The organism is Tessaracoccus lapidicaptus, assembly GCF_001693815.1.
Taxonomy (GTDB): Bacteria; Actinomycetota; Actinomycetes; order Propionibacteriales; family Propionibacteriaceae; genus Arachnia; species Arachnia lapidicapta.
Genome location: NZ_MBQD01000021.1, coordinates 288,152 through 309,153 on the forward strand (window position 1 = coordinate 288,152; position 21,002 = coordinate 309,153).

The window sequence follows — 21,002 nt, forward strand, 5'->3', positions numbered from 1 at the left end:
TCCTTTACCGAGCCGGAGCAGCGTGGGCGTCGACGGGTGGGCGGCCGAAGTCGGTCGGGTCGAGCTCGACGCTCGGCCGGACGGACGGGTGCGCGGACCAGAACGTGGCCACGTCCGCCGCCGACGTCATGTCGCCCAGCAGTGCGACCGTGCCGGGCCCGCCGCCCGTGGGCTGCGGCGGGCGGAGCCGGGCCAGGAGCCGGCCGGCCTTGCGGAGGGCCCGTTGTGAGACCGTCAACGGCGCCGGGCGCGCGGCGGGTTGCGGCACGCCCACGACCTCGACGTCCGCGCCGGCCGATCGGGCAAGCGCGATCTGCGGTTCCACCGCCGGCGATCGCCAGGTCCGGCGCGCGAACACCTCGACGCGCTCCGGCGGGGTCGCCGTCGCCCGGGGCGAGTGAGGGGGGTCTCCCCAGGGCTCCACGCCGTAGAGGTCGGCCAACCTGGCACGGACCGCGGCGGGACCGAAGCGGGCGTCGAGCTCGGCCCGCGCGCCGTCGAGGTCGAGGGTGCCGAGGTGTTGCTCCAGGTCCGCGACGGCGTCGAGGATCTCGTCGGGTGAGTCGGCGACGTCGATGAAGCGGCCGCACAGCCGCATCGTGTCGCCGAGCGCCTCCTCGGGGCCGCCGCTGCGGGTCACCACCACCGGCAGGCCGGCGGCCACGGCCTCGCTGACGGCCAGGTGGAACGTCTCGTAGCGGCTGGGCCCGACCAGCACGTCGAATGCGGGCAGCGCCTCCAGCACGGTCGCCTTGGGGACATTGCCGTGGAAGGTGACCCGGCCGCCGAGCCCGGCCGCCGCTACCGCCTGGTCCAGTTCCGCGCGCAGTGGGCCGTCGCCGAAGAGGTCCAGGCTCGCCCGCGCACGCCCGCTCGCGAACGCCGTGAACGCGGCCAGGAGGCGCCGCACGCCCTTGAGCTCCGTGAGCCCCCCGACGAAGGCCCAGCGGTCCAGCGAATCCGGGAGGCCGGCCCTGCGGGGGGCACCGGCGAAGTCCACCGGATTCGGGATCACGACCACCTTGTCGCGATGCTCGGGAAGGTGCTCGAGGAACAGGTCGCGCACGGGGCCGCTGACGCACGTGAGCGCGGACGCCCGCTCGAGCACCTCCGCGTAGAGTTCCCGGCCGCGCGGGTCTGCCAGCACCGTACGCGCCTCGCTGGAGTGCTCAGTGACCACCACTCTGGCCCCCGCCGGCGCCAGCCGCGCGGCCACCAGCCCCCCGAAGTACCCGACATGGCCGTGGAGAACATCAGCCTCGAAGTCGGGCAGCGCGGCCGCGACGGCGCGGACCGCGCTCTCGGCCCGCTCAGGCACCGACCAGCCGCTGACCAGGACGTGCGGGACCCGCGTGATGCGACCGAAGTCGCCCCGCGCGTCCAGTGCCCCGGCCCGAGCCATGCGGGCCACCACCTCGTCGAATGCGCGACGGTGTGCCTCGACCAGTTCGGCCGGGCCTCCGGGCCACTCGACCGAGTTGACCACCCGGACATCGAAGCCCCCTGCTGCGAGGCGGCTCCACTCAGCGACGAAGTTGCCCAGGACGGGATTCCCGAGGGACGGATACCACGGGGTCAGAACACCGAGCTGGCGTCGGCTCATCCGCCCAACCGCATGAACTCTGCTAGCACGTCGGCGGCGCGCCGGCCGTCGTGGAACTCTTCGGCGTACGTGCGGCCCCGCGCGCCCAGGTCTGCGATCCGTTCCGGATCCGAGATGAGGTCGGTCAGCACCGACTCGAGCGTGTCCGGCGTCGCCCGCACGATCGGGGGTTCGCCCGGGTAGCGTTCCGCGACGCGGTCCGCGAGGTGACCGATCACCGCACGACCGGCGCTCATGGCCTCGACGGCCGCCAGGCCGTAGTCGCCGATCCGCAGCTGATCGATGACGATGTCCGCGCCGAGCACCAGGGCACGGACCTGCTCGTGCGGGATGTCGGTGTCGCGCACGTAGCGGATGAGGCCGCGCGCCTGCAGCTGCTCACAGGCCCGGTCGACGAGGTCCGAGCCCTTGATGGCCTCCTTGCTGGGCACGTGCAGCACGACGGGCGTCTTGCCGTGGGCCATGGGGGGGACCGGGTTGTGCCAGAGCCGGGTGTCGACGGTCAGCGGCAGCCAGGTTGCGTCCGGGAGGTAGTCGAAGAGGTCCGCGGTCGTCACGAACACCGGACCGTCGAACGCCAGCACATGGGGAAGCAGGTGGTCGACGCGGCGCTGCAGCTTGTGCGTGAGCTCGGTCATGTCCTCGTCCAGCTCGCCGCGGAAGGGCGACCAGGGCTCGAGGCGGGCATGCTCGCGCGGGTTGCGGATGTCCGAGCCGTGGAAGACGAGACCCTGCCGGATCCCCTGTGCCGTCAGCCAGTCGGTCTCCTGCCAGAAGTACTTGCCGAGCGCGTTGCCGACGATGGGCCGGCCGGACTCGCTGAGCACGTGCGTGTATCGGTTGATCAGCTTCGCCTTGAGGCGTTCCTGCCAGAAGCGGGTGAGGGCCTGCGTCTGGGTGAACACCTCGTCGGCGGCGTAGTTCTGGGTCGAGTCCAGCTTGAGCCATGCGGAGTCCGCCACGGCGCGCGGGTACTCGCGCATGAGGGCGTGGGCCCACTCTGTGGCCTGTCCGGCGGAGTTGGTCGTGCCGATCCTCAGCCGCGGACGCGGCTCGAAGAGTTCGGAGTCGGACAGGCCCGCCCGCTGGGCCAGCATGTCGCGCCGGATGCTGTACAGCTGCGCCGTCAGGTCGTGCGGGCGGAGTCCCTCGCGGAGTTCAGGGGTGATGACCGCCAGCGAGGTGTCGACGACGTTGGCGCTGAAGTGCTCGAAGGTGTGCTCGGCGACGAGGTCGTCCGTGATCCGCGCCCGATAGGTGTCGACGTCGCCGAGCAGCTTGGCGGCCGCCTCTGCGAGCGACGTCGGATTGGAGTGCTCGAACACCTCTCCGATCCCCAGCCGCGTGACCCGCTCCCCGAGCCACTCCATATTGGACGTCAGGATGGGCAGACGAGCCTGCACAGACTCGAAGTACTTGTTCGGAGCGGCCCAGTTGTGGTTGCCCACCGGAAGGAACGGGAAGATGGCGGCGGTGGCGGAGGCCAGGTACTCGGCCACCTCATGCGTGGGCGCGAACGGCACAAAATGCAGCCGGTCCCTAACCCCGAGCCGGCGGGCCTGCTCGTCGAGCTCGAGCGTGTAGGAGCTGGGCCGGCGGGCGCCGATGGCCAGGTGTACCCCGGGCAGCTGCGTCAGAGCCTCGACGGCGTCGTGCACGCCGCGGTGGTACGACAGACCCCCCGCGTAGGCCAGCAGTGGCGCCTCGGGGTCGATGTCGAGGAAGTCGCGGATGGTCATCGGCCGCCCCACCTCGGGAAGGTTGCCGATCGGGGCGTTGGGGACCAGAGGCGGCAGCGGGATGTCGTAGGTGTCGCGGAGGAACTCCGCGATGGGCTCGCACACGGTCACGACGGCGTCGCAGTCGCGGATGTGCTCCGCCTCGAGCGCGGGGAAGCCCTGCAGCACGTTCGGGTCGTCGCTGGCCAGGCCGTAGACGTATTCGCGCGCGTCGTACAGCACGGCGACCTTGCGGCCCTGCCCGCGGAACCGGTCAGCGACCCGCCGGGCCAGGTGCAGGAGATGGACGTCGCAGATGATGAGGTCCGGCTGCAGCTCGACCGTCTTGGCGAACATCGCCTCCTCCATGTCGGCGATGAACGGCAGCATGCCCTGCCACGTGCCGGGGTCCGGCAAGGCGCTGGCCTGACGCTGACGGACGCGTTCGGCGAGGCCGCGGGCGGTCCGCTTGGCGCGTGCGGTCGCGCCGTCGACGACGGCGACGGCCTTCAGCACCGGCTGCGGCGGGCGGCGGCGCGTGGTCAGGTGGAACGACTTGCGCACGGCCCGGTAGACGAAGCTGAGCCTCTTGTCCGGCTGCCTGCCGAACGTGAGGAAGTAGGGGATGCCGCTGATCTCGCCCATCGGCGGGATGCCGGTGCCGTAGCCCACCATCGTGACGCGGAAGCCCGCCGCCGCGAGCGCCAGCCCGTTCCGGTGTGCCCGCGCGTCGATCTCGACGTTGTTGGGCATCACGATCACGGCGTGCGGCTGCTGCATCGAGTTTCTCTCTCCGTCAGGCGTCTCGGGGATCCTGCCGGGAGCATATCAGGAGGGTCCTTGCGGCCCGGGGCATCGAAGCGCCCCTCCGAGGCGGCCCGCCCATCCCTCGGCCTACCCCTCGGGACGGTCAACGGCGGCGGCTACAGTGACCCCCGTGTCCAAAGTTCTGACTTCCCTTCCCGTGGGCGAGCGCGTCGGTATCGCCTTCTCCGGCGGCCTCGACACCTCCGTCGCCGTCGCCTGGATGCGCGAGGCGGGGGCCGTGCCCTGCACCTACACCGCCGACATCGGCCAATACGACGAGCCGGACATCGAGTCCGTGCCCGGCCGCGCCCTCCAGTACGGCGCGGAACTGTCGCGCCTGGTGGACTGCCGGTCCCAGCTCGTCGAGGAGGGCCTGTCGGCACTCGCGTGCGGCGCCTTCCACATCCGCTCCGCCGGCAAGGCGTACTTCAACACCACGCCCATCGGGCGGGCCGTCACCGGCACGCTTCTGGTGCGGGCCATGGCTGAGGACAACGTGTACATCTGGGGCGACGGCTCCACGTACAAGGGCAACGACATCGAGCGGTTCTACCGCTACGGGCTCATGGCCAACCCGCAGCTGCGCATCTACAAGCCCTGGCTCGACGAGGACTTCGTCCACCAGCTGGGTGGCCGCGACGAGATGAGCCAGTGGCTCACCGAGCGCGATCTCCCCTACCGCGACTCCAAGGAGAAGGCGTACTCGACCGACGCCAACATCTGGGGCGCGACGCACGAGGCCAAGACGCTCGAGGACCTCGACGTCTCGCTCGAGACCGTCGAGCCGATCATGGGCGTCCGGTACTGGGACCCGTCGGTGGACATCGCCACCGAGGACGTCACGGTCCGCTTCGAGCTCGGCCGTCCGGTCGCCATCAACGGCACGCGCTTCGACGACGCGGTCGCGCTCGTCATGGAAGCCAACGCCATCGGCGGCCGGCACGGCCTCGGCATGAGTGACCAGATCGAGAACCGCATCATCGAGGCCAAGTCCCGCGGCATCTACGAGGCGCCCGGCATGGCGCTGCTGTGGATCGCGTACGAGCGGCTGCTCAGCGCCATCCACAACGAGGACACGCTCGCCAACTACCGCTCCGAGGGGCTCCGCCTCGGCCGCCTCCTCTACGAGGGCCGTTGGTTGGACCCCCAGTCGCTCATGTTGCGCGAGTCCATCACACGCTGGGTGGCCTCCGCCGTCACCGGCGAGGTGGACCTCCGCCTGCGGCGCGGCGACGACTACACCATCCTCGACACCCGCGGCCCGCACCTGTCCTACCAGCCGCACAAGCTCTCGATGGAGCGCGTCGAGGACGCCGCCTTCGGGCCCACGGACCGCATCGGGCAGCTGACCATGCGCAACCTGGACATCGCGGACTCGCGCGAGAAGCTCGAGCTCTACGCCGCGCAGGGCACCCTGCTGGCCGGGCACCAGGACCTCATCGGCCGGCTCGAGGCGGGCGGCGCCGCCGCGATCGCCGAGCTGGGCGCCACCGGTCCGTCGGACGTCGACGGTGCCGTCGCGGGCTCCTCGATGGAGTCGGGCACCGACTGACCGCGCGCGCCGCGACCACTGGACGCCGCCTCCCAGCACGGGGGGCGGCGTCCGCGCAATAGCCGAAAGTTGACGACGTGGCGCGGCGCGGTGAACGGCGGATGAACGGCGAAGTAAACCACGCGTCCGCCCAGCCAAGGCCCAGCACGGACCGTCGAATTTGAGTACCCGTACTCAAATCGCTTGGGTCCGGTACTCAGAGGAATCAGGTATGAGGTCCCACCCTCATAGCGCCTCGGTGGGGGGATTTCTTGGGACCGTTGTCCCTAGCGGGGACGGCTGAATCCCCGCCGGTTGACAGCGAGGGGCAGCCATGACCGAGATCACACCGTGCGTCGTCTACACCAACGTCTTCCTGCATCGTCTACTCGACGACGGAGCGGCACCCACCACGCGCGCCGAGCGCCGCGAACAGGCCATGCTGCGGGCGCAGGCGGCGTCGATGTGCGGGACGTGTCCCCTGCTCGCCACGTGCCTGACCGACGCGGTGACCCGGTTCGATGTGGCCGGGTTCGTCGCGGGTACCACGCGGCGGCAGCGTCAGGAGATCCGCACCCGCCTCGGGATCGAGGTGTCCCAGGAGGATCTCGACGCCATGGCCGGCGTCAGCGCGGGGAGGCAGTTCGACCGACACGAGATCCACCGGCTGCGCACGGCCAACCCGAACCTTCCGCTGAGCATGATCGCCGCCAAGATCGGCTGCTCCGTTTCCACGGTGAAGCGGCACCTGCGGCGGATCGAGCAGGAGGGCGGACTGCCGCATCGCGCTGAGCGTCCGCGCGTCAACGCGGAGCGGGTCCTGGCCGTCGCGGCGGACGTACGCCGCGGCTCCCAGCCCGGCGCCGCGGCCTGAGGGGCGGCCCAATCCGCCTGAATCCTTGAAAGGCGGTTCCCGCTCAGGACAGAGTGGAACCATGACCCGAATCGGCTTCCACGCCTCACACGAACAGATCGCCCCCAGCCAGCTGTTGCTGGACGTGCAGCACGCTGAGCGGGTCGGCTTCGACATGGCCATGTGCTCGGACCACTTCAAGCCGTGGTCCGAGCGGCAGGGGCACTCCGGCTACACCTGGTCCTGGCTCGGCGCCGCGCTGGCCACGACGTCGCTGTCCTTCGGCTGCGTGTGCGCGCCCGGCCAGCGCTACCACGCGGCCGTCGTGGCACAGAAGATCGGCACACTCGCCGAGATGTTCCCGGGGCGGTTCTGGACCGCGCTCGCCAGCGGCGAAGCCATGAACGAGTCCATCACTGGCGACCGGTGGCCGTCGAAGGAGGAGCGGATCGAGCGCCTGGAGGAGTGCGTCGACGTGATCCGCCGCCTGCTCGACGGCGAGGAGGTCAGCCACCGCGGCCACATCGTCGTGGACCGCGCCAAGGTGTGGGATCGGCCGGACGAGGCCCCGCTCCTCATCACACCGGCCGTCTCGGCGGAGTCGGCCGCCCGGGCGGCGGCCTGGGCCGACGGGCTCATCACCGTCAACCAGAGCCACGAGGCGCTGCGCGGCGTCATCGACGCCTACCGCGGGGCGGGTGGCCGCGGACGGATCGCGCTGCAGCTGCATCTCTCATGGGCCCCCACCATGGCCGAGGCGGAGGAGATCGCCTTCGACCAGTGGCGCTCCAACGTCCTCGGAGACCCACTGTCGTGGGACATCGCGACCGTCGAGGGGTTCGACGCGGCGTCGAAGCACGTCACGATGGAGTCGGTGCACGAGGTCGTGCGGATCTCGGACGACCTGGAACAGCACGTCGACTGGATCCGCGAGTATGCCGCCCTCGGCTTCGACGACATCTACCTGCACTACGTCGGGCAGCACCAGGGCGCGTACCTCGACGCGTTCGGCGAGCATGTCCTCCCCCGCTGCCGGGCAGGAGCAAGCGCATGAGGATCACCGACACCAGTGACCTGTGGTGGAAGAGCGCCGTCGTCTACTGCCTGGACGTCGAGACCTACCTGGACACCGACGGCGACGGCGTCGGCGACCTGGCCGGGCTCGCGGAGCGCATCGACTACCTCGCCCAGCTCGGCATCACCTGCCTGTGGCTGATGCCCTTCTACCCCTCGCCGGACCGGGACGACGGCTACGACGTCAAGGACTTCTACGGCGTGGACCCCCGCCTCGGCAACCACGGCCAGCTGGTCGAGGTCATCCGGACGGCCCACGACCGCGGCATCCGCGTCATCGCCGATCTCGTCGTCAATCACACCTCGGACGAGCACCCGTGGTTCGTGGCGTCCCGTCGGAGCACGACGAACCGGTACCGCGACTACTACGTGTGGCGCGACACCGATCCGGGCGACACGTCCGCGGAGGTCGTCTTCCCGGACGAGGAGGACTCCATCTGGACCAAGGACGACCGCACGGGCGAGTGGTACCTGCACCACTTCTACGCCCACCAGCCGGACCTCAACCTGGCCAATCCGGATGTCATGGACGAGATCCTGCGCACCGTCGGCTTCTGGCTCGAGCTGGGCATCGACGGGTTCCGGGTCGACGCCGTGCCGTTCCTGCTGCAGAACGCCCACACGACCGGCACGCGGACCATGACTGTCGATCCGCACGACGTCATCAAGCAGATCCGGGCCTTCATGCAGCGCCGCCGCGGCGACGCGGTCCTCCTCGGTGAGGTGAACGTTCCCCACGAGGAACAGCTGAAGTTCTTCGGCGGCGATGTCGGCGACGAGCTCCAGATGATGTTCGACTTCATCGGCATGCAGGCCGCCTACCTGTCCCTGGCCAGGGAGGATCCCGCGCCGCTGATCACGGCCATCCAGGACCGCCCGCAGATCCACCCCACCTGCCAGTGGGCCACGTTCCTGCGCAATCACGACGAGTTGACCCTCGACAAGCTCTCCGACGACGAGCGGCAGGAGGTGTTCGACGCGTTCGGCCCAGACCCGGACATGCAGCTCTACGGGCGCGGACTCAAGCGCCGCCTCCCACCGATGCTCGGCGGGGACCCGCGCCGCGTCCGGATGGCCTACAGCCTCATGTTCTCGCTCCCTGGCACGCCGACGCTGTACTACGGCGAGGAGATCGGCATGGGCGAGGACCTGGCCGCCCCGGGACGTATGGCGGTGCGGACGCCCATGCAGTGGGGCCCCGGACGCAACGGCGACTTCTCGTCCGCCCCGCCGTCGCGCCTCATCCAGCGCGTCGTGCCGGACGGCTACGGTCCCACGCACGTCAACTTCGCGGATCAGGAGCACGACCCGGATTCGTTGTGGGCGTTCATGCGCGAGCTGATCAGCATCCGTCGCCGGCGCCCCGAGCTGGGCTGGGGCGACTTCGAGGTCATCGACACGGGTGAGCCGGCCGTGCTGGCGCATCGGGTCACGCTGCCCGACTCCGCCGTCGTCACGGTGCACAACTTCAGCGCCGATCCCGTCGCGGTGTCGCTGTCGGGGGCGTTGACGGAGGAGGACGTCGTCGAGGACCTCCTCGACGGGGAGGCGACGGTGGTCCACCGCGGCGACCTGCAGGTGTCCCTCGAGGGCTACGGTTTCCGCTGGTACCGGGTGCGACCCGCTACCGGCTGAGCGGCGTCAGATGGCGTCGGCCATCCTCGGCGGGAACCACTGCTCCAGCTCGTCGACGGTGCCGAGGTCGGCGAAGTTGCCGGTCACGGCATCCGCCGCGGCCTTGACCTCGTCGGGGGCGTCGCCCATCGCGACGCCCCGCCCGGCCCACTCCAGCATCTCGATGTCGTTGCGGCCGTCGCCGATGGCCAGCACGTCGGCGGCGCGGACGCCCAGCTCGTCGCACACGATCTGCAGCCCGTGCGCCTTGTCGACGCCCATGGGCGCGATGTCGAGCCACGCGGACCAGCCGATGAAGTAGGCCACCTCGTGCAGTCCGAGCTGGCTCACCATGCCGTTGAACACCTCTTCGGAGCTGTGCGGGTCCCGCACGATGACGCGCGACACGTCGCGGGAGGCGAGCTCGTCGATGGTCTCGATGCTGACGTCGCCCAGCAGTTCGCCCTCCGGGAAGGGGCGGTTGACCCGCCAGTGCAGCCCGTCCTGGACGGCGATGCAGGCGGTGGGCGCCAGCTCGGCCACCCGGTGCACGGTCTCGGCAGGGTCGAAGCGGGTCTCGTGGCGCACCTCGAAGGGCGGGTAGGTCACCACCATCGCCCCGTTCGACGACACGGCCCACCCCCGCGGCAGCCCGAGCTCCTCGAAGACCGTCTGAGTCGACAGCCACGAGCGGCCCGTCGACAGGACCACGGGCACGCCGGCGTCGACGACGCGCCGGACGGCGGCGTGCACCTCCCGGGGCATCTCACCGAACGGGTCGACGAGGGTGCCGTCGATGTCCAGCGCCACGAGTCGAGGGGTGAAGCTCATGACAGGGCCAGAACCTCACGCCCGCCCAGGTACGGCCGCAACGCCTCAGGCACCCGCACGGATCCGTCGGCGAGCTGGTGGTTCTCCAGCAGCATGATGATGATGCGGGTCATGGCGCACAGCGTGCCGTTGAGGGTCGCGACGGGGCGGACGCCGTCGGCGAAGCGGGCGCGGATCTGCAGGCGGCGGGCCTGGAACTCGGTGCAGTTCGACGTCGAGGTGACCTCGCGGTAGCGCTGCTGCGTGGGGAGCCACGCGTAGCAGTCGAACTTGCGGGCGGCGGACAGACCGAGGTCGCCCGAGGCGACGTCGAGCACCTGGAACGGGATCTCCAGGGCCGTCAGGAAGTCCTTCTCGTAGCCGAGCAGCCGGTCGTGCCAGGCCTCGGCGTCCTCGGGGGCGCAGTGGACGAACATCTCCACCTTGTCGAACCAGTGCACCCGGAAGATACCGCGGGTGTCCTTGCCGTAGGAGCCCGCCTCACGACGGAAGCACGGCGAGTAGGCGACGTACTGCCGGGGCAGGGTGTCGGCCTCGAGGATCTCGTCGGCGTGGTAGGCGGCCAGCGCCACCTCGGAGGTGCCGACCAGGTAGAGGTCGTCGGCGGGCAGGTGGTAGACGTCCTGCGCCGCCTGACCGAGGAAACCGGTGCCCTCCATGGCCGAGGGCTTGACCAGCGCCGGGGGGATCATCGGCGTGAAGCCCCACTCGGCGGCCTTCGACATGGCCAGGTTGAGCAGGGCCATCTCGAGCTGGGCGCCGACGCCGGTGAGGACGTAGAACCGCGAGCCGGAGATCTTGGTGCCGCGCTCCATGTCGATGGCGCCGAGCAGCTCGCCGATCTCGAGGTGGTCGCGGGGCGCGAAGCCCTCGGCCGCGAAGTCGCGCGGGGCGCCGACCGTCTCCAGCACGACGCCGTCGTCCTCGCCGCCCTCCGGGACGCCGTCGAGGACGAGGTTGCCCACCTGCTTCATGAGGTCGGTGAAGGCGGCCTCGGCGGCGTCGGCGTCGGCCTGCGCGGTCTTGACGTCGACGGCGAGCTGCTTGGTGCGCTCAAGCAGCACGGCGCGCTCGTCGCCCTTGGCCTTGGCGACGTCCCGGCCGAGGTTCTTCTGCTCGGCGCGCCTGGTCTCAAAGGCGACGATCGCGGCGCGGCGGGCTTCGTCGGCGGCGATCAGCTCGTCGACAAGCTCGACCGAGGCCCCGCGGGCCGCCTGCGAGCGTCGGACGCGGTCGGGGTCGGTGCGCAGCCACTTGGGATCGATCATGGCCCCAACCTTACCGACGATGCGCACGTGTCCCCGTGCGCCCGCCGCCTGAGCATCCGGCCTGCGGCGCGGTGACCTAGGGTGGGGCGTTGACGAGGACGATGGAGGACACGGTGAAGGTGGCGACGCGGCGGGCTCCGATCCCGCCGGAGATCTGGGTGCTGGTGGCCTCGGCGATGCTCATCGCGCTCGGCTTCGGCATCGTCGCCCCGATCCTGCCCCAGTTCGCCCGGTCGTTCGACGTCGGCCTCATGGCGGCATCGTCGATCGTGTCGGTCTTCGCGTTCGTGCGGCTCGTGTTCGCCCCGGTCGGAGGGGAGCTGGTCAACCGGCTGGGTGAGCGCTGGGTGTACTTCGTCGGCCTCCTCATCGTCGGCGCCTCCAGCGCGCTCAGCGGTCTGGCGACCGACTTCTGGTGGCTGCTGGTGTTCCGCGGGCTGGGCGGCATGGGCTCGGTCATGTTCACGGTCTCGTCGATGGCCCTGCTCGTCCGGCTGTCGCCCCCCGCCCAGCGCGGCCACACGTCGTCGCTGTACGGCACCGCCTTCCTGCTCGGCAACATCCTGGGCCCCATCCTCGGGTCCGCCATGCAGGGCCTGGGTCTGCGGATCCCGTTCTTCATCTACGCGGGCGCGGTGTTCCTCGCCGCGGGCGTCGTGCTGGTGTTCCTCCGCGGCCGGGCCGGTGGGCGGCCGAAGGCGGGCGAGCACCAGGAGCGGATGACGCTCGCCGAGGCCATGGGCATGCCGTACTACCGCGCGCTGCTCGTCACCGGATTCGCGCACGGCTGGTCGAACTTCGGCGTGCGCATCGCCCTCCTGCCGCTGATGGCCGCCGCGGTCCCGACGATCGGGGCGACGGCGGCGGGCATCGCGCTGACCCTCTTCGCCCTGGGCAACGCCGTCGCGCAGCAGGCGACCGGCCGGCTGGTGGACCGCATGGGGCGTCGGCCCTTCCTGGTCCTCGGTCTCGCGGTGTCGGCGCTGGCGACCGTCTTCTTCGGCTGGGTGGACTCGTTGTGGCTCTTCCTCGCCCTGTCCGCCCTCGCCGGCGCGGGGGCCGCGCTGATCGCGCCCGCGTCGCAGGCGCTGATGGCCGACATCATCGGCGCGAACCGCAACGGGGGGCAGGCGTTGTCGACCTACTCGATGTCCATGGACCTCGGCTCCATCGCGGGCACCCTCCTCGCGGGGGCGATCGCCGACGCCGTGGGCTTCGGATGGGCCTTCGCCGTCACGGGCTTCGTCATGGCGGCGGCCGTGGTGCCGTGGCTGCTCGTGAAGCGCCGCCCCGGTCGGCGCTGACGCCGCTGCGCCGTCGTCCGCAGTGGGACAATCGGCGCATGAGGCGCTCGCGCGTGACGGTCGCGGCGACGCTGGCATTCGGCGCCGCCCTCCTCGCGTGGACGCTGCTGCCGCCGTTGACCGTGGACGGCCTCTGGCCCTACTCCCCCGTCGCGAGCACCTCGCTGATCGGCCACGCCGCCGCCACGCTGGCGCTGCTCACCTCACCGGTCATCATCTACCCCGCCCTGCTGGCCGCCGCGTGGTGGGCGTCCCGGCGCCGCTTCACGGCCATGTCGCAGGCGATCCTCGTCGCTGTCGCGTTGGCCGTGCTGAGTACCGCGCTGCTCAAGGTCACCGTCGCGCGCGACCGGCCGGAGAGTCCCTGGGACTTCCTCGTCAGCATAGACCCCCTCAGCTATCCGTCCGCCCACACGACGGCGGCCACGGTCGCCGCCATGCTCGCTGGCGTCCTCACGACGACGACCCGCCGGCCGCGGCGCACCGTTCTGCTCACCCGGCTGCTGGGCGTGGTGGCCGTGGTGATGGTCGCGGTCGGGCGGCTGCTGCTGGGCGCCCACTACGTCAGCGACGTCGGGGGCGGGTTCCTGCTGGGCGGGCTGGTCGTGTCGGTGTCCTGCCTCGCCGCGAACGTGCACATGCTGCCGCCGCAGCCCGCCCGGACCGGACCCGGCCGGCTGGTCGTGGTGTACAACCCGACCCGGGTGCGCGACCTCGACGCCGTCCACCGCCTCGTGACGCACGAGACCACGGCGCGCGGCTGGGAATCTCCCGTGTGGCTGGCGACGACCGCCGAGGACCCGGGCGGCGGCATGGCGCGCGCCGCGGTCGAGTCCTCCGCCGACCTCGTCCTGGTGATCGGCGGCGACGGGACCGTCCGCGACGTCTGCGCCGGGCTGGCCGGCGCCGGCGTGCCGGTGGCGATCCTCCCGTCCGGCACCGGCAACCTGCTCGCGCGCAACCTCGGCGTCCCGCTCGACGCCGGCCGGGCGCTGGCCGCCGCGTTCACGGGCACGCCGACGGCACTGGACCTCCTGCGCTACACCGAGCCCGACGGCGGGCGCTCCGGCATCGCGGCGGTCATGGTCGGGTTCGGCGCCGACGCGGCCGTGCTGCATGACACCGACGAGGCGCTCAAGCGCGCCCTCGGGCCGGCGGCCTACGTGTGGGCCGGGCGCGGCCACGTCAGGGCCCGCCCCGTGCCGCTCCGGCTCACCGTCGACGACGGCGACCCGCTCGAACGCGACGCGTCGCTCGTGGAGGTCGGCAACGTCGGCGACCTCTACCCGGGGGTCTCCCTCATGCCCGCGGCCAGCGCGCACGACGGCAGCCTGGAGGTGCTGATCGCCTCCCCGCGGACGGCGGGTGACGTGGCGCGGATGATCGGCGGTGTGCTGCGGCAGTCGGCCGACGAGCCGCTCCTCGACCGGCTGTCGGGCCGGGTGGTGGTGGCGGAGTTCGCCGAGCCGGTCCTCTGCCAGGTCGACGGTGACGTCGTGGGCGAGGTCCGCAGGGTCCGCCTCGAGGTGATCCCCGACGCGGTGCGCGTCGTGTTGCCCGGCTGACCGGTCAGCCGAGCGAGCGCACCCAGGCGGCCGCGTCGTCGAACTCAGCGTCCGAGAAGCCGTGGCCGACGACGGGCCGGGCGCGGTCCGCGCGCGGATAGGAGCCGAGGAAGTGGACCGTGGGGCAGATGCGGTGGAGGCCCTCGAGCGCCTCCTCGACGCGCTTGTCGTGGAGGTGACCCTCGACGTCGATCGAGAAGCAGTAGGAGCCGAGTGTCGTCTTCGTGGGGCGCGACTCGATCCGGCTCAGGTTCACGCCGCGCACGGCGAACTGTTCCAGGATCTCCAGCAGCGCGCCGGCGTGGTCGACGCGCATGTAGGCCACCAAGGTGGTCTTGTCGGCGCCGGTGCGCGGGGGGACCGGACCCGCGACCCCGACCTCGACGAACCGCGTGACCGCACCCGGGTTGTCCTCGATCTGGTAGGCCAACTCGTCCAACCCGTACAACTGGCCGGCGACGCGGGCGCACACGGCGGCGTCGTAGCGCGAGTCCGGCCGGGCGACTTCCGCCGCCGCGCCGGCGGTGGAGCCCGCCTCGGTGACCTGGGCGGACGGCACGGTCGTCGCGAGCCACTCCCGGCACTGCGCGGCGGCGTGGCCGTGCGTGAGGACCTGACGGACCTCGTCCAGCTCGGTGCCCGGCCGGGCGTAGAGGCCGAACTCGACGGGGATGACGATCTCGCCGCGGATGGCCAGCGGGGATCCGGCGATCAGTTCGTCGAGCGTTGCGGACACGCCGCCCTCGACGGAGTTCTCGATCGGCACCACCGCGCCGCGGACCTCGCCCGCGCGCACGGCGTCGAGCGCTTCCCGGACGCTGGCGAACGCGATCGCCTCGTCGTCGGTGATGGAGCGCAACGCCTGATGCGTGAAGGTCCCCGCGGGGCCGAAGTATCCGAGCACGGGCCTCAGCTTAGGCGCGTTCAGCTACCCTTACGCGCCGTGGTCCGGGCGCGGGCGAGGCAGAAGATGCCGTAGAGGATCAGGCCCACCGCGACGGCGATGAGCAGCGCCTGTCCCCCGGGCACCTCGACCAGCGCCTTGAGTGCGCCGTCGAGACCGCCCGTGCTGGACGGGTCGCGGGTGACGACCGCCACGACGAACAGGATCCCGACGATCGCCACGGCGATCCCCTTGGCGACGTAGCCGCCGATCCCGAGCCACACGAACGTCGTGCGGAAGTGGGGCGGCATGTCGACGTCGTCGAGGAACGACCGGGTCACGCCCCGGATGATCATGCCGACGCCGATCGCGACGATCACCACGCCGGCGATCACCAGCAGCCCGGACCCCCACCAGGACTGCAGCAGCTGCGCGCTCAGGGACTCCGTCGCCTCCTCGCCGTCCGACGAGCCGCCCGTGGCGTACGTGAGCGCGGCCGAGCCGACGGCGACGTACATGACGGCGCGCCCGGCACTCTTGGCCGCGTCGCTCTTGTCGTGTCGCGATTCGCCGATGGCGAGGATCACCGAATAAGCCGCCAGGCCCAGCAGCGCGATCCCGACCACCCAGAGGGCGATCGAGCCGAGCGGGTGGGCGTCGATGGCCCGCATGGCTCCGGACTGGTCCGCCGACCCGCCGGTGCCCCGGGCGACGCCGATGGCGATCGCCCCGATGATGGCGTGCACGATGCCGTTGACGACGTGGCCGACGGCGGCCCACCAGGCGGCGGCGGGATGGTCCTCGACCTGCTTCGCCTTGTCCCGGACCTCGCGCTTCACGCCCCCGTCAGTCATGCGCTCATCGTAGGGCGCCGCGGCCGGTCACTTGAGCAGTTTGGACATGCGGCGGTCGGCCAGGCGCTTGCCGCCCGTCTGGCAGCCCGGGCAGTACTGCAGCGACGAGTCCGCGAAGGACACCTCGGCGATGGTCGAGCCGCACACGTCACACGTCTGTCCGGTCCGGCCGTGGACGCGCATCCCCGCCCGCTTGGCGTCCTTCAGCTGATCGATGGGGACCCCGGCGGCCGAGCCGATGGCGTCACCCAGCACACGCCGAAGGTGCCCGAACAGGCCCGCGACCGCGGCCTCGTCGAGTGTGTCGGCCGGCTTGAAGGGGCTCAGGCGGGCTACGTGGAGGATCTCGTCGCTGTATGCGTTGCCGATGCCTGCCAGCACCTTCTGATCACGCAGGACGCCCTTGATCTGGGCGCGACCGGCGCGCGCCAGGATGGCGCGCAGGTCATCGGCCGTGAAGGCGGGATCCATGGGGTCCGGGCCGAGCGCCGCGATCCCGGGCACCTCGGCCGGGTCCTCGACCACGTAGACCGCCAGGTGCTTCTGGGTGCCGGCCTCGGTCACGCTGAACCCCGACCCGTCGTCGAGCACGATCCGAAGCGCGAGCCCCGACTTGCCGGGCTTGGCCGGGACCTTGGGCGCGACCTCGTGCCACGTGACCCAGCCGGCCCGGGCGAGGTGCACGATGAGGTGCACGCCCTGGGCGGCGACGTCGATGAACTTGCCGTGCCGGCTGACGCCGTCGATCTCCAGCCCGGCCAGTGCCGTCAGCGGCACCCGGTAGGTCTTGAGCGCGGCGAAGGACACCAGGTGGCCCTCCGCGATCACCCGGCCGCGCGCCTTCGCATCGAGGGCGTTGACGAGCGCCGCCACCTCAGGAAGTTCAGGCATCGGGTCCTCCTCTCAGCGACAGCCCGCCGCGGCTGCTCTGCCACGCGGCCGTCAGGGCCGCCCCGTCCATGCTGCCGCGTCCGGACCACCGCAGCCCCGGCAGCGCCAGCGCCCGGTCGAGGCGCGTCAGATACTCCTCGCGGGGCACCTCGTACGCGCCCAGCGTCCCGAGGTGCTCCGTCAGCCACTGGATGTCGAGCAGCGTGACTCCGACGTCGGTCAGCTCCACGGCGAGCCGTAGCAGCGCCACCTTGGACGCGTCGCGTCCCAGCGCCGGGTGATGGAACATCGACTCGCCGGCGAACATGCCCCCGACGTGCACGCCGTACAGGCCGCCGACGAGCCGCCCCTCGCCGTCCCACGTCTCGACGGAGTGCGCCCAGCCTCCGCGGTGCAGGGTGCGGTAGACCGACGCGACGCGCTCGTCGATCCAGCCGTGCGGGCGCGCCGGGTCAGCGCAGGCGTCGACGACCTGGTCGAACGCGGCGTCGACCGTCGTGGTGTATCTCCGGGCGGAGCGGCGCAGCGACCTCGTCACGTGCAGCCCGCGGATGGGCAGGAGCCCCCGCAACATGGGCGACCACCACCCCATCTCGGGCGCGTCCGGCTCCAGGGGCATCGGGAAGACGCCGCAGCGGTATCCCTCCAGCGCCAGGGCAGGGCTGAACTCTTCGGAGTATCCGATGAGATCCTGGCCCGGCCAGTCGTGCGGCCGGCCGAACGTCACGCCCAGCATCGTCCCAGTCTGGCAGGCTGCACCGACCGTCCGGGAGGGGTCGACGGGTTTGGGTGCGTGTGCGACGCTTGAACTCGGAAAGGGGACCGCATGAGCGATCAGCGTGTCGTCGCGGTGGCCGAAGGGTTCACCGCCGACGTCTTCCACGAACTCCTGCAGCTGGCCATCGAGGGCAAGGGGAAGCTCCCGGGCGCCAAGCAGGCCGCCAATCAGCTGCTCGCCCAGCGCAGCGACCCCGAGGCCGCCGTGTCGCGGATGATCGCCCAGCACGTCGCCATGGCGGGCGGCCAGGGCTTCGCGACCAACTGGGGCGGCTTCTTCGTCTCCCTGCTCACGATCCCCGCCAACATCGCGGCGTCGTCGTTCCTGCAGGCCCGCCTGGTGTCCGGCATCGCCCACCTGCGCGGCTACGAGGTCGGCGACCCGCGCGTCCGCACGGCGATCCTCATGGTCATGCTCGGCCCCGGCGCCATGGCGCACCTGGTGAGCACCGGCGTGCTCCCCAGTTCGCCGCTGGTCGTGGCGACCGCGCCGGTGTTCGACGCGCGGCTCGACGGGCAGGTGTCGCGGGCGCTGCTCGACCGTGCCCTCAACCAGGTCACCGGCAAGCGGCTCGGCCTGCGCCTGGCCCGCGGGATCCCGCTCGTGGGCGGCGGCGTGGGCGCCGCGGTCGACGGCTGGTCCACCCGCGCCATCGCGATCCACGCCATGAACGAGTTCCCCAGCCGGCGGCCCCGGACCTCGTCGGGGCACGCGGAGGGCGCCGCGGAGGCCTCGGGCCCGGCGGAGTAGCCGGTCAGTACGCGCGCGGCACCCGGTCCGTGATGAGGCAGGTCACCTCGTAGGTGATCGTGTCCATGAGCTGGGCGAGTTCGTCGACCCCGATGCGCTCGGCACCGCTGTCGCCCATCAGCACCACCTCGTCGCCCACGGCCGCCGTCGGCTGGTCCGGGCCGAGGTCGATCATGGTCTGGTCCATGCACACCCGCCCGACCACCGGGTAGGACCGGCCCGCGATGAGCATCCGCCCCCGCGACGACAGGAGCCGCGAGTACCCGTCGCCGTAGCCGACGGCCACCGTGCCGATCCACGTATCGCGGGGCGCGACCCAGGACCGGCCGTATCCGACGCTCTCCCCTGCCTCCACCCGCTTGACGAAGCTCAGGCGCGACACCCAGCGGCCCACGTCGTGCAGCGCCCTCGTCCTCGGCGTCTCGGCGTCGGGGTAGGAGCCGTACAGCATGATGCCCGGGCGCACCATGGTCGTGCGCCCGAGGTCGTGGCCCAGCAGGGCGCCGGAGTTCGCGGCGTGCACGTGCTCGACGGGGCCGACGGCCGCCTCGACCTCCGCGACGGCGGCCTCGAACCGCGAGAGCTGGTCGCGGGTGAACGCGCTCCCCGCCGCGACGTCGCTGATGGGCAGATGCGTGAACACTCCCCCCAGGCGGAGGTTGGCGGCGCGGTCGATGCGGCGGGCCAGGTCGACGGCGTCCGCCGGATCGGCGCCGACGCGTCGCATGCCGGTGTCGAGCTTGAGGTGCACGTCGACGGTGCCGCGCGCGGCGGCGGCCGCGGCCTGCGCGGCGTCGATGGCCCCGGCCGTCCCGACCGAGAGCGTGACGTCGGCGGCGACGGCCTCGGCGAGGTCGTCGTCGAAGGTGGGCGTGAACTTGAGGATGGGCAGCCGGACCCCGGCCGCGCGGAGCCGGCTCGCCTCGTCGGTCACGGCGACGCCCAGCCAGTCCGCGGATCCGCGCTGCTCGATGCTGCGCGCCACCTCGACCAGGCCGTGCCCGTAGGCGTTCGCCTTGACCGCGGCGAGCATCGTGCGCCCGCCGGCCAGGTCGCGGGCGACCGCGAGGTTGGCGTGGATGGCGTCGAGGTCGACGTGGAACCGGGTGGGCGCGGGCATGGGGACAGTGTGGCGGATCAGAACAGCAACGCCAGCGCGGGCTCCTGGAGGATGGACGCGACGTCGTGCAGGAACCGCGACCCCTGCTCGCCGTCGACGACCCGGTGGTCGAACGCCACCGCGAGCGTCGTCACCCAGCGCGGCACGACCCGCTCGTCGGCGCCCGTCCCGACCACCCACGGGCGGCGCTGGATCGATCCCATGCAGAAGATCGCGGATTCGTCGCCGTTGATGATGGGCGTACCGGCGTCGACGCCGAACACGCCGACGTTGGTGATGGTGAACGTGCCGGCGGCGTAGTCGCCGGGCTGGAGCTTGCCCTCCCGCGACACCTGCACCAGCTGGTTGATCGCCTGGCACAGCTGCAACAGGCTCAGCCGGTCCGCGCCCTTGATGTTGGGGACCATGAGCCCCCGGGGCGTGGCGGCGGCGATGCCGAGGTTGACGTCGCCGTAGTAGACGATCTCCTGGCGCTCCTCGTCCCACGACGAGTTCAGCTCCGGGTTCCGCTCCAGCGCCAGGCAGATGGCCTTGGCGTAGACGAGCAGCGGCGAGACGCGTAGCCCCGTGAACTCCCGGCGGCCCTTGAGGGTCTCGACGAAATCCATGGTGGCGCTGACGTCGACGGTGATCCACTCGGTGACATGGACGTGCGTCTGGACGGACCGCACCATGTTCTCGGCCGTCACCTTGCGGACGCCCTTGATCGGGACGCGGCGCTCGGCGCGGCCCTGGCGCGGATCGAAGCCGCCGAGTCCCTCGGAGGGGCCGAAGCCCGCGCCGAAACTGGAGCCGCTGAACGAGGTGCCGGCGTGCGGCTGGCCCGGCGCCGCGTCGGCGTCGCCGATGCGTGGCCCGGACGCCTGGAACGCGGCGTGGTCGTTGAGGATGCGGCCCTGCGCGGGCTGCTCGTCCAGGTACCGGAACGCGGCGGCCGCCTCGACGTCGCGGCGGGTGACGGTGCCGTCGGGGCCCGTGCCGATGACGGTCCCGAGGTCCACGCCCAGGTCCTTGGCGTACTTGCGCACCGGCGGCTTGGCCTTCGCGTCGCCCGGGTCGGAGGCCAGGACGAGTTGGGACTCGGATGGCGCGGTGCCGGGTGTCGGCAGCGGGTCTCCGCTCGCCTGAGCCGTGACGACGGTGGCGGGCTGTACCTCGTCGGCCCGCCGGCCCGGCTCGTGCTGGTCGTAGGCGGCCGACATGGCAGCCGCAGCCGAGGCGTGGTCGGGGGTCTCGCGCGTGCGGCGTCGCCGCCGCGTGGGCGCACCGTCGGAGGCACCGTAGCCGACGAGGTTGGGTCCGGCTTCGTCCGGCTCCGGCTCGGCGCCGTCGTCGATCTCGACGATGGGAGTGCCCACCTCGACCGTGGTGCCCTCCGCCACCAGGAGCGCGGCGACGGTCCCGGCGAACGGCGACGGCAGCTCGACCAGGGACTTGGCGGTCTCGATCTCGACCAGCACGTCGTTGACCTCGACGACGTCACCGGCGGCGACCCGCCAGGCGACGATCTCCGCCTCCAGGAGGCCCTCGCCCGGGTCCGGCAACAGGAACTGACGCT

General features: G+C 71.7%; 17 protein-coding genes. 7 read left to right on the top strand and 10 right to left on the bottom strand.

What is annotated here, in order from left to right:
* Positions 1–4: 4 nt before the first annotated feature.
* Positions 5–1,603, bottom strand: a complete 1,599-nt coding sequence (locus BCR15_RS08330) for a glycosyltransferase (RefSeq protein ID WP_078919795.1) — start codon at positions 1,601–1,603, stop codon at positions 5–7.
* A complete protein-coding gene (locus BCR15_RS08335) occupies positions 1,600–4,101 on the bottom strand; it encodes a glycosyltransferase family 4 protein (RefSeq protein WP_068751722.1) in 2,502 nt (833 codons plus the stop codon). Before BCR15_RS08335 ends, BCR15_RS08330 begins: the two co-directional genes overlap by 4 nt.
* 148 nt (positions 4,102–4,249) lie before the next feature.
* Between BCR15_RS08335 and argG the strand changes: the two genes are divergently transcribed.
* The 4 genes from argG (at position 4,250) to BCR15_RS08355 (ending at position 9,221) form a co-directional block, all read left to right on the top strand.
* Positions 4,250–5,680, top strand: a complete 1,431-nt coding sequence (argG, locus tag BCR15_RS08340) for an argininosuccinate synthase (RefSeq protein ID WP_176715207.1) — start codon at positions 4,250–4,252, stop codon at positions 5,678–5,680.
* A 313-nt stretch (positions 5,681–5,993) separates the two neighbouring features.
* Entirely contained in the window at positions 5,994–6,533 is a 540-nt protein-coding gene (locus tag BCR15_RS08345; RefSeq protein WP_068751724.1) for a WhiB family transcriptional regulator, read from the top strand.
* A gap of 61 nt (positions 6,534–6,594) precedes the next feature.
* Positions 6,595–7,566 carry a TIGR03885 family FMN-dependent LLM class oxidoreductase gene (locus tag BCR15_RS08350; RefSeq protein WP_068751725.1) on the top strand — a complete coding sequence of 324 codons (972 nt, stop codon included), beginning with the start codon at positions 6,595–6,597 and terminating at the stop codon, positions 7,564–7,566.
* On the top strand, positions 7,563–9,221 hold the full coding sequence (locus tag BCR15_RS08355) for an alpha-amylase family protein (RefSeq protein ID WP_068751726.1): 1,659 nt from the start codon (positions 7,563–7,565) through the stop codon (positions 9,219–9,221). The genes BCR15_RS08350 and BCR15_RS08355 overlap by 4 nt, the downstream gene beginning before the upstream one ends.
* 6 nt (positions 9,222–9,227) lie before the next feature.
* On the opposite strand, the gene BCR15_RS08360 is transcribed toward BCR15_RS08355, so the two are convergent.
* A complete protein-coding gene (locus tag BCR15_RS08360; protein WP_068751727.1) occupies positions 9,228–10,031 on the bottom strand; it encodes an HAD family hydrolase in 804 nt (267 codons plus the stop codon).
* Complete coding sequence (gene serS / locus BCR15_RS08365) at positions 10,028–11,299, bottom strand: serine--tRNA ligase (protein WP_068751728.1); 1,272 nt, start codon at positions 11,297–11,299, stop codon at positions 10,028–10,030. The genes BCR15_RS08360 and serS overlap by 4 nt, the downstream gene beginning before the upstream one ends.
* Before the next feature lie 89 nt (positions 11,300–11,388).
* On the opposite strand from serS, the gene BCR15_RS08370 reads away from it, so the two are divergent.
* Positions 11,389–12,603, top strand: a complete 1,215-nt coding sequence (locus tag BCR15_RS08370; protein WP_197971708.1) for an MFS transporter — start codon at positions 11,389–11,391, stop codon at positions 12,601–12,603.
* 38 nt (positions 12,604–12,641) lie between these two features.
* A complete protein-coding gene (locus tag BCR15_RS08375; protein WP_068751730.1) occupies positions 12,642–14,168 on the top strand; it encodes a diacylglycerol/lipid kinase family protein in 1,527 nt (508 codons plus the stop codon).
* A gap of 4 nt (positions 14,169–14,172) precedes the next feature.
* On the opposite strand, the gene pheA is transcribed toward BCR15_RS08375, so the two are convergent.
* The 4 genes from pheA to aat are packed head-to-tail and all read right to left on the bottom strand — an operon-like array spanning position 14,173 to position 17,532.
* On the bottom strand, positions 14,173–15,072 hold the full coding sequence (pheA, locus tag BCR15_RS08380) for a prephenate dehydratase (protein WP_078919797.1): 900 nt from the start codon (positions 15,070–15,072) through the stop codon (positions 14,173–14,175).
* 20 nt (positions 15,073–15,092) lie between these two features.
* The gene (locus tag BCR15_RS08385) at positions 15,093–15,905 is read right to left on the bottom strand and encodes a DUF1206 domain-containing protein (protein ID WP_068751732.1); all 813 of its coding nucleotides are present in this window, start codon (positions 15,903–15,905) and stop codon (positions 15,093–15,095) included.
* Positions 15,906–15,932: 27 nt separating this feature from the next.
* Complete coding sequence (locus BCR15_RS08390) at positions 15,933–16,796, bottom strand: Fpg/Nei family DNA glycosylase (RefSeq protein WP_068751733.1); 864 nt, start codon at positions 16,794–16,796, stop codon at positions 15,933–15,935.
* Positions 16,789–17,532: a leucyl/phenylalanyl-tRNA--protein transferase gene (gene aat / locus BCR15_RS08395; protein ID WP_141680078.1), complete on the bottom strand. Its 744-nt coding sequence runs from the start codon at positions 17,530–17,532 to the stop codon at positions 16,789–16,791. The genes BCR15_RS08390 and aat overlap by 8 nt, the downstream gene beginning before the upstream one ends.
* Before the next feature lie 90 nt (positions 17,533–17,622).
* On the opposite strand from aat, the gene BCR15_RS08400 reads away from it, so the two are divergent.
* The gene (locus BCR15_RS08400; protein ID WP_068751734.1) at positions 17,623–18,324 is read left to right on the top strand and encodes an EcsC family protein; all 702 of its coding nucleotides are present in this window, start codon (positions 17,623–17,625) and stop codon (positions 18,322–18,324) included.
* Between the two features lie 4 nt (positions 18,325–18,328).
* Here BCR15_RS08400 and alr read toward each other — a convergent pair whose 3' ends face one another.
* Both alr and BCR15_RS08410 read right to left on the bottom strand, forming a co-directional pair.
* Complete coding sequence (gene alr, locus BCR15_RS08405; RefSeq protein WP_068751735.1) at positions 18,329–19,444, bottom strand: alanine racemase; 1,116 nt, start codon at positions 19,442–19,444, stop codon at positions 18,329–18,331.
* Positions 19,445–19,461: 17 nt separating this feature from the next.
* Positions 19,462–20,988, bottom strand: a complete 1,527-nt coding sequence (locus BCR15_RS08410; RefSeq protein WP_068751771.1) for a dihydrolipoamide acetyltransferase family protein — start codon at positions 20,986–20,988, stop codon at positions 19,462–19,464.
* Positions 20,989–21,002 lie beyond the last annotated feature (14 nt).

Coding starts and splice junctions, on each gene's coding strand:
- BCR15_RS08355 (WP_068751726.1), top strand. CDS start 7,563: ATGAGGATCACCGACACCAGTGACCTGTGGTGGAAGAGCGCCGTCGTC.
- alr (WP_068751735.1), bottom strand. CDS start 19,444: ATGCCCGCGCCCACCCGGTTCCACGTCGACCTCGACGCCATCCACGCC.
- serS (WP_068751728.1), bottom strand. CDS start 11,299: ATGATCGATCCCAAGTGGCTGCGCACCGACCCCGACCGCGTCCGACGC.
- BCR15_RS08350 (WP_068751725.1), top strand. CDS start 6,595: ATGACCCGAATCGGCTTCCACGCCTCACACGAACAGATCGCCCCCAGC.
- BCR15_RS08385 (WP_068751732.1), bottom strand. CDS start 15,905: ATGACTGACGGGGGCGTGAAGCGCGAGGTCCGGGACAAGGCGAAGCAG.
- BCR15_RS08375 (WP_068751730.1), top strand. CDS start 12,642: ATGAGGCGCTCGCGCGTGACGGTCGCGGCGACGCTGGCATTCGGCGCC.
- aat (WP_141680078.1), bottom strand. CDS start 17,532: ATGCTGGGCGTGACGTTCGGCCGGCCGCACGACTGGCCGGGCCAGGAT.
- BCR15_RS08345 (WP_068751724.1), top strand. CDS start 5,994: ATGACCGAGATCACACCGTGCGTCGTCTACACCAACGTCTTCCTGCAT.
- BCR15_RS08390 (WP_068751733.1), bottom strand. CDS start 16,796: ATGCCTGAACTTCCTGAGGTGGCGGCGCTCGTCAACGCCCTCGATGCG.
- BCR15_RS08400 (WP_068751734.1), top strand. CDS start 17,623: ATGAGCGATCAGCGTGTCGTCGCGGTGGCCGAAGGGTTCACCGCCGAC.
- BCR15_RS08335 (WP_068751722.1), bottom strand. CDS start 4,101: ATGCAGCAGCCGCACGCCGTGATCGTGATGCCCAACAACGTCGAGATC.
- BCR15_RS08330 (WP_078919795.1), bottom strand. CDS start 1,603: ATGAGCCGACGCCAGCTCGGTGTTCTGACCCCGTGGTATCCGTCCCTC.
- BCR15_RS08360 (WP_068751727.1), bottom strand. CDS start 10,031: ATGAGCTTCACCCCTCGACTCGTGGCGCTGGACATCGACGGCACCCTC.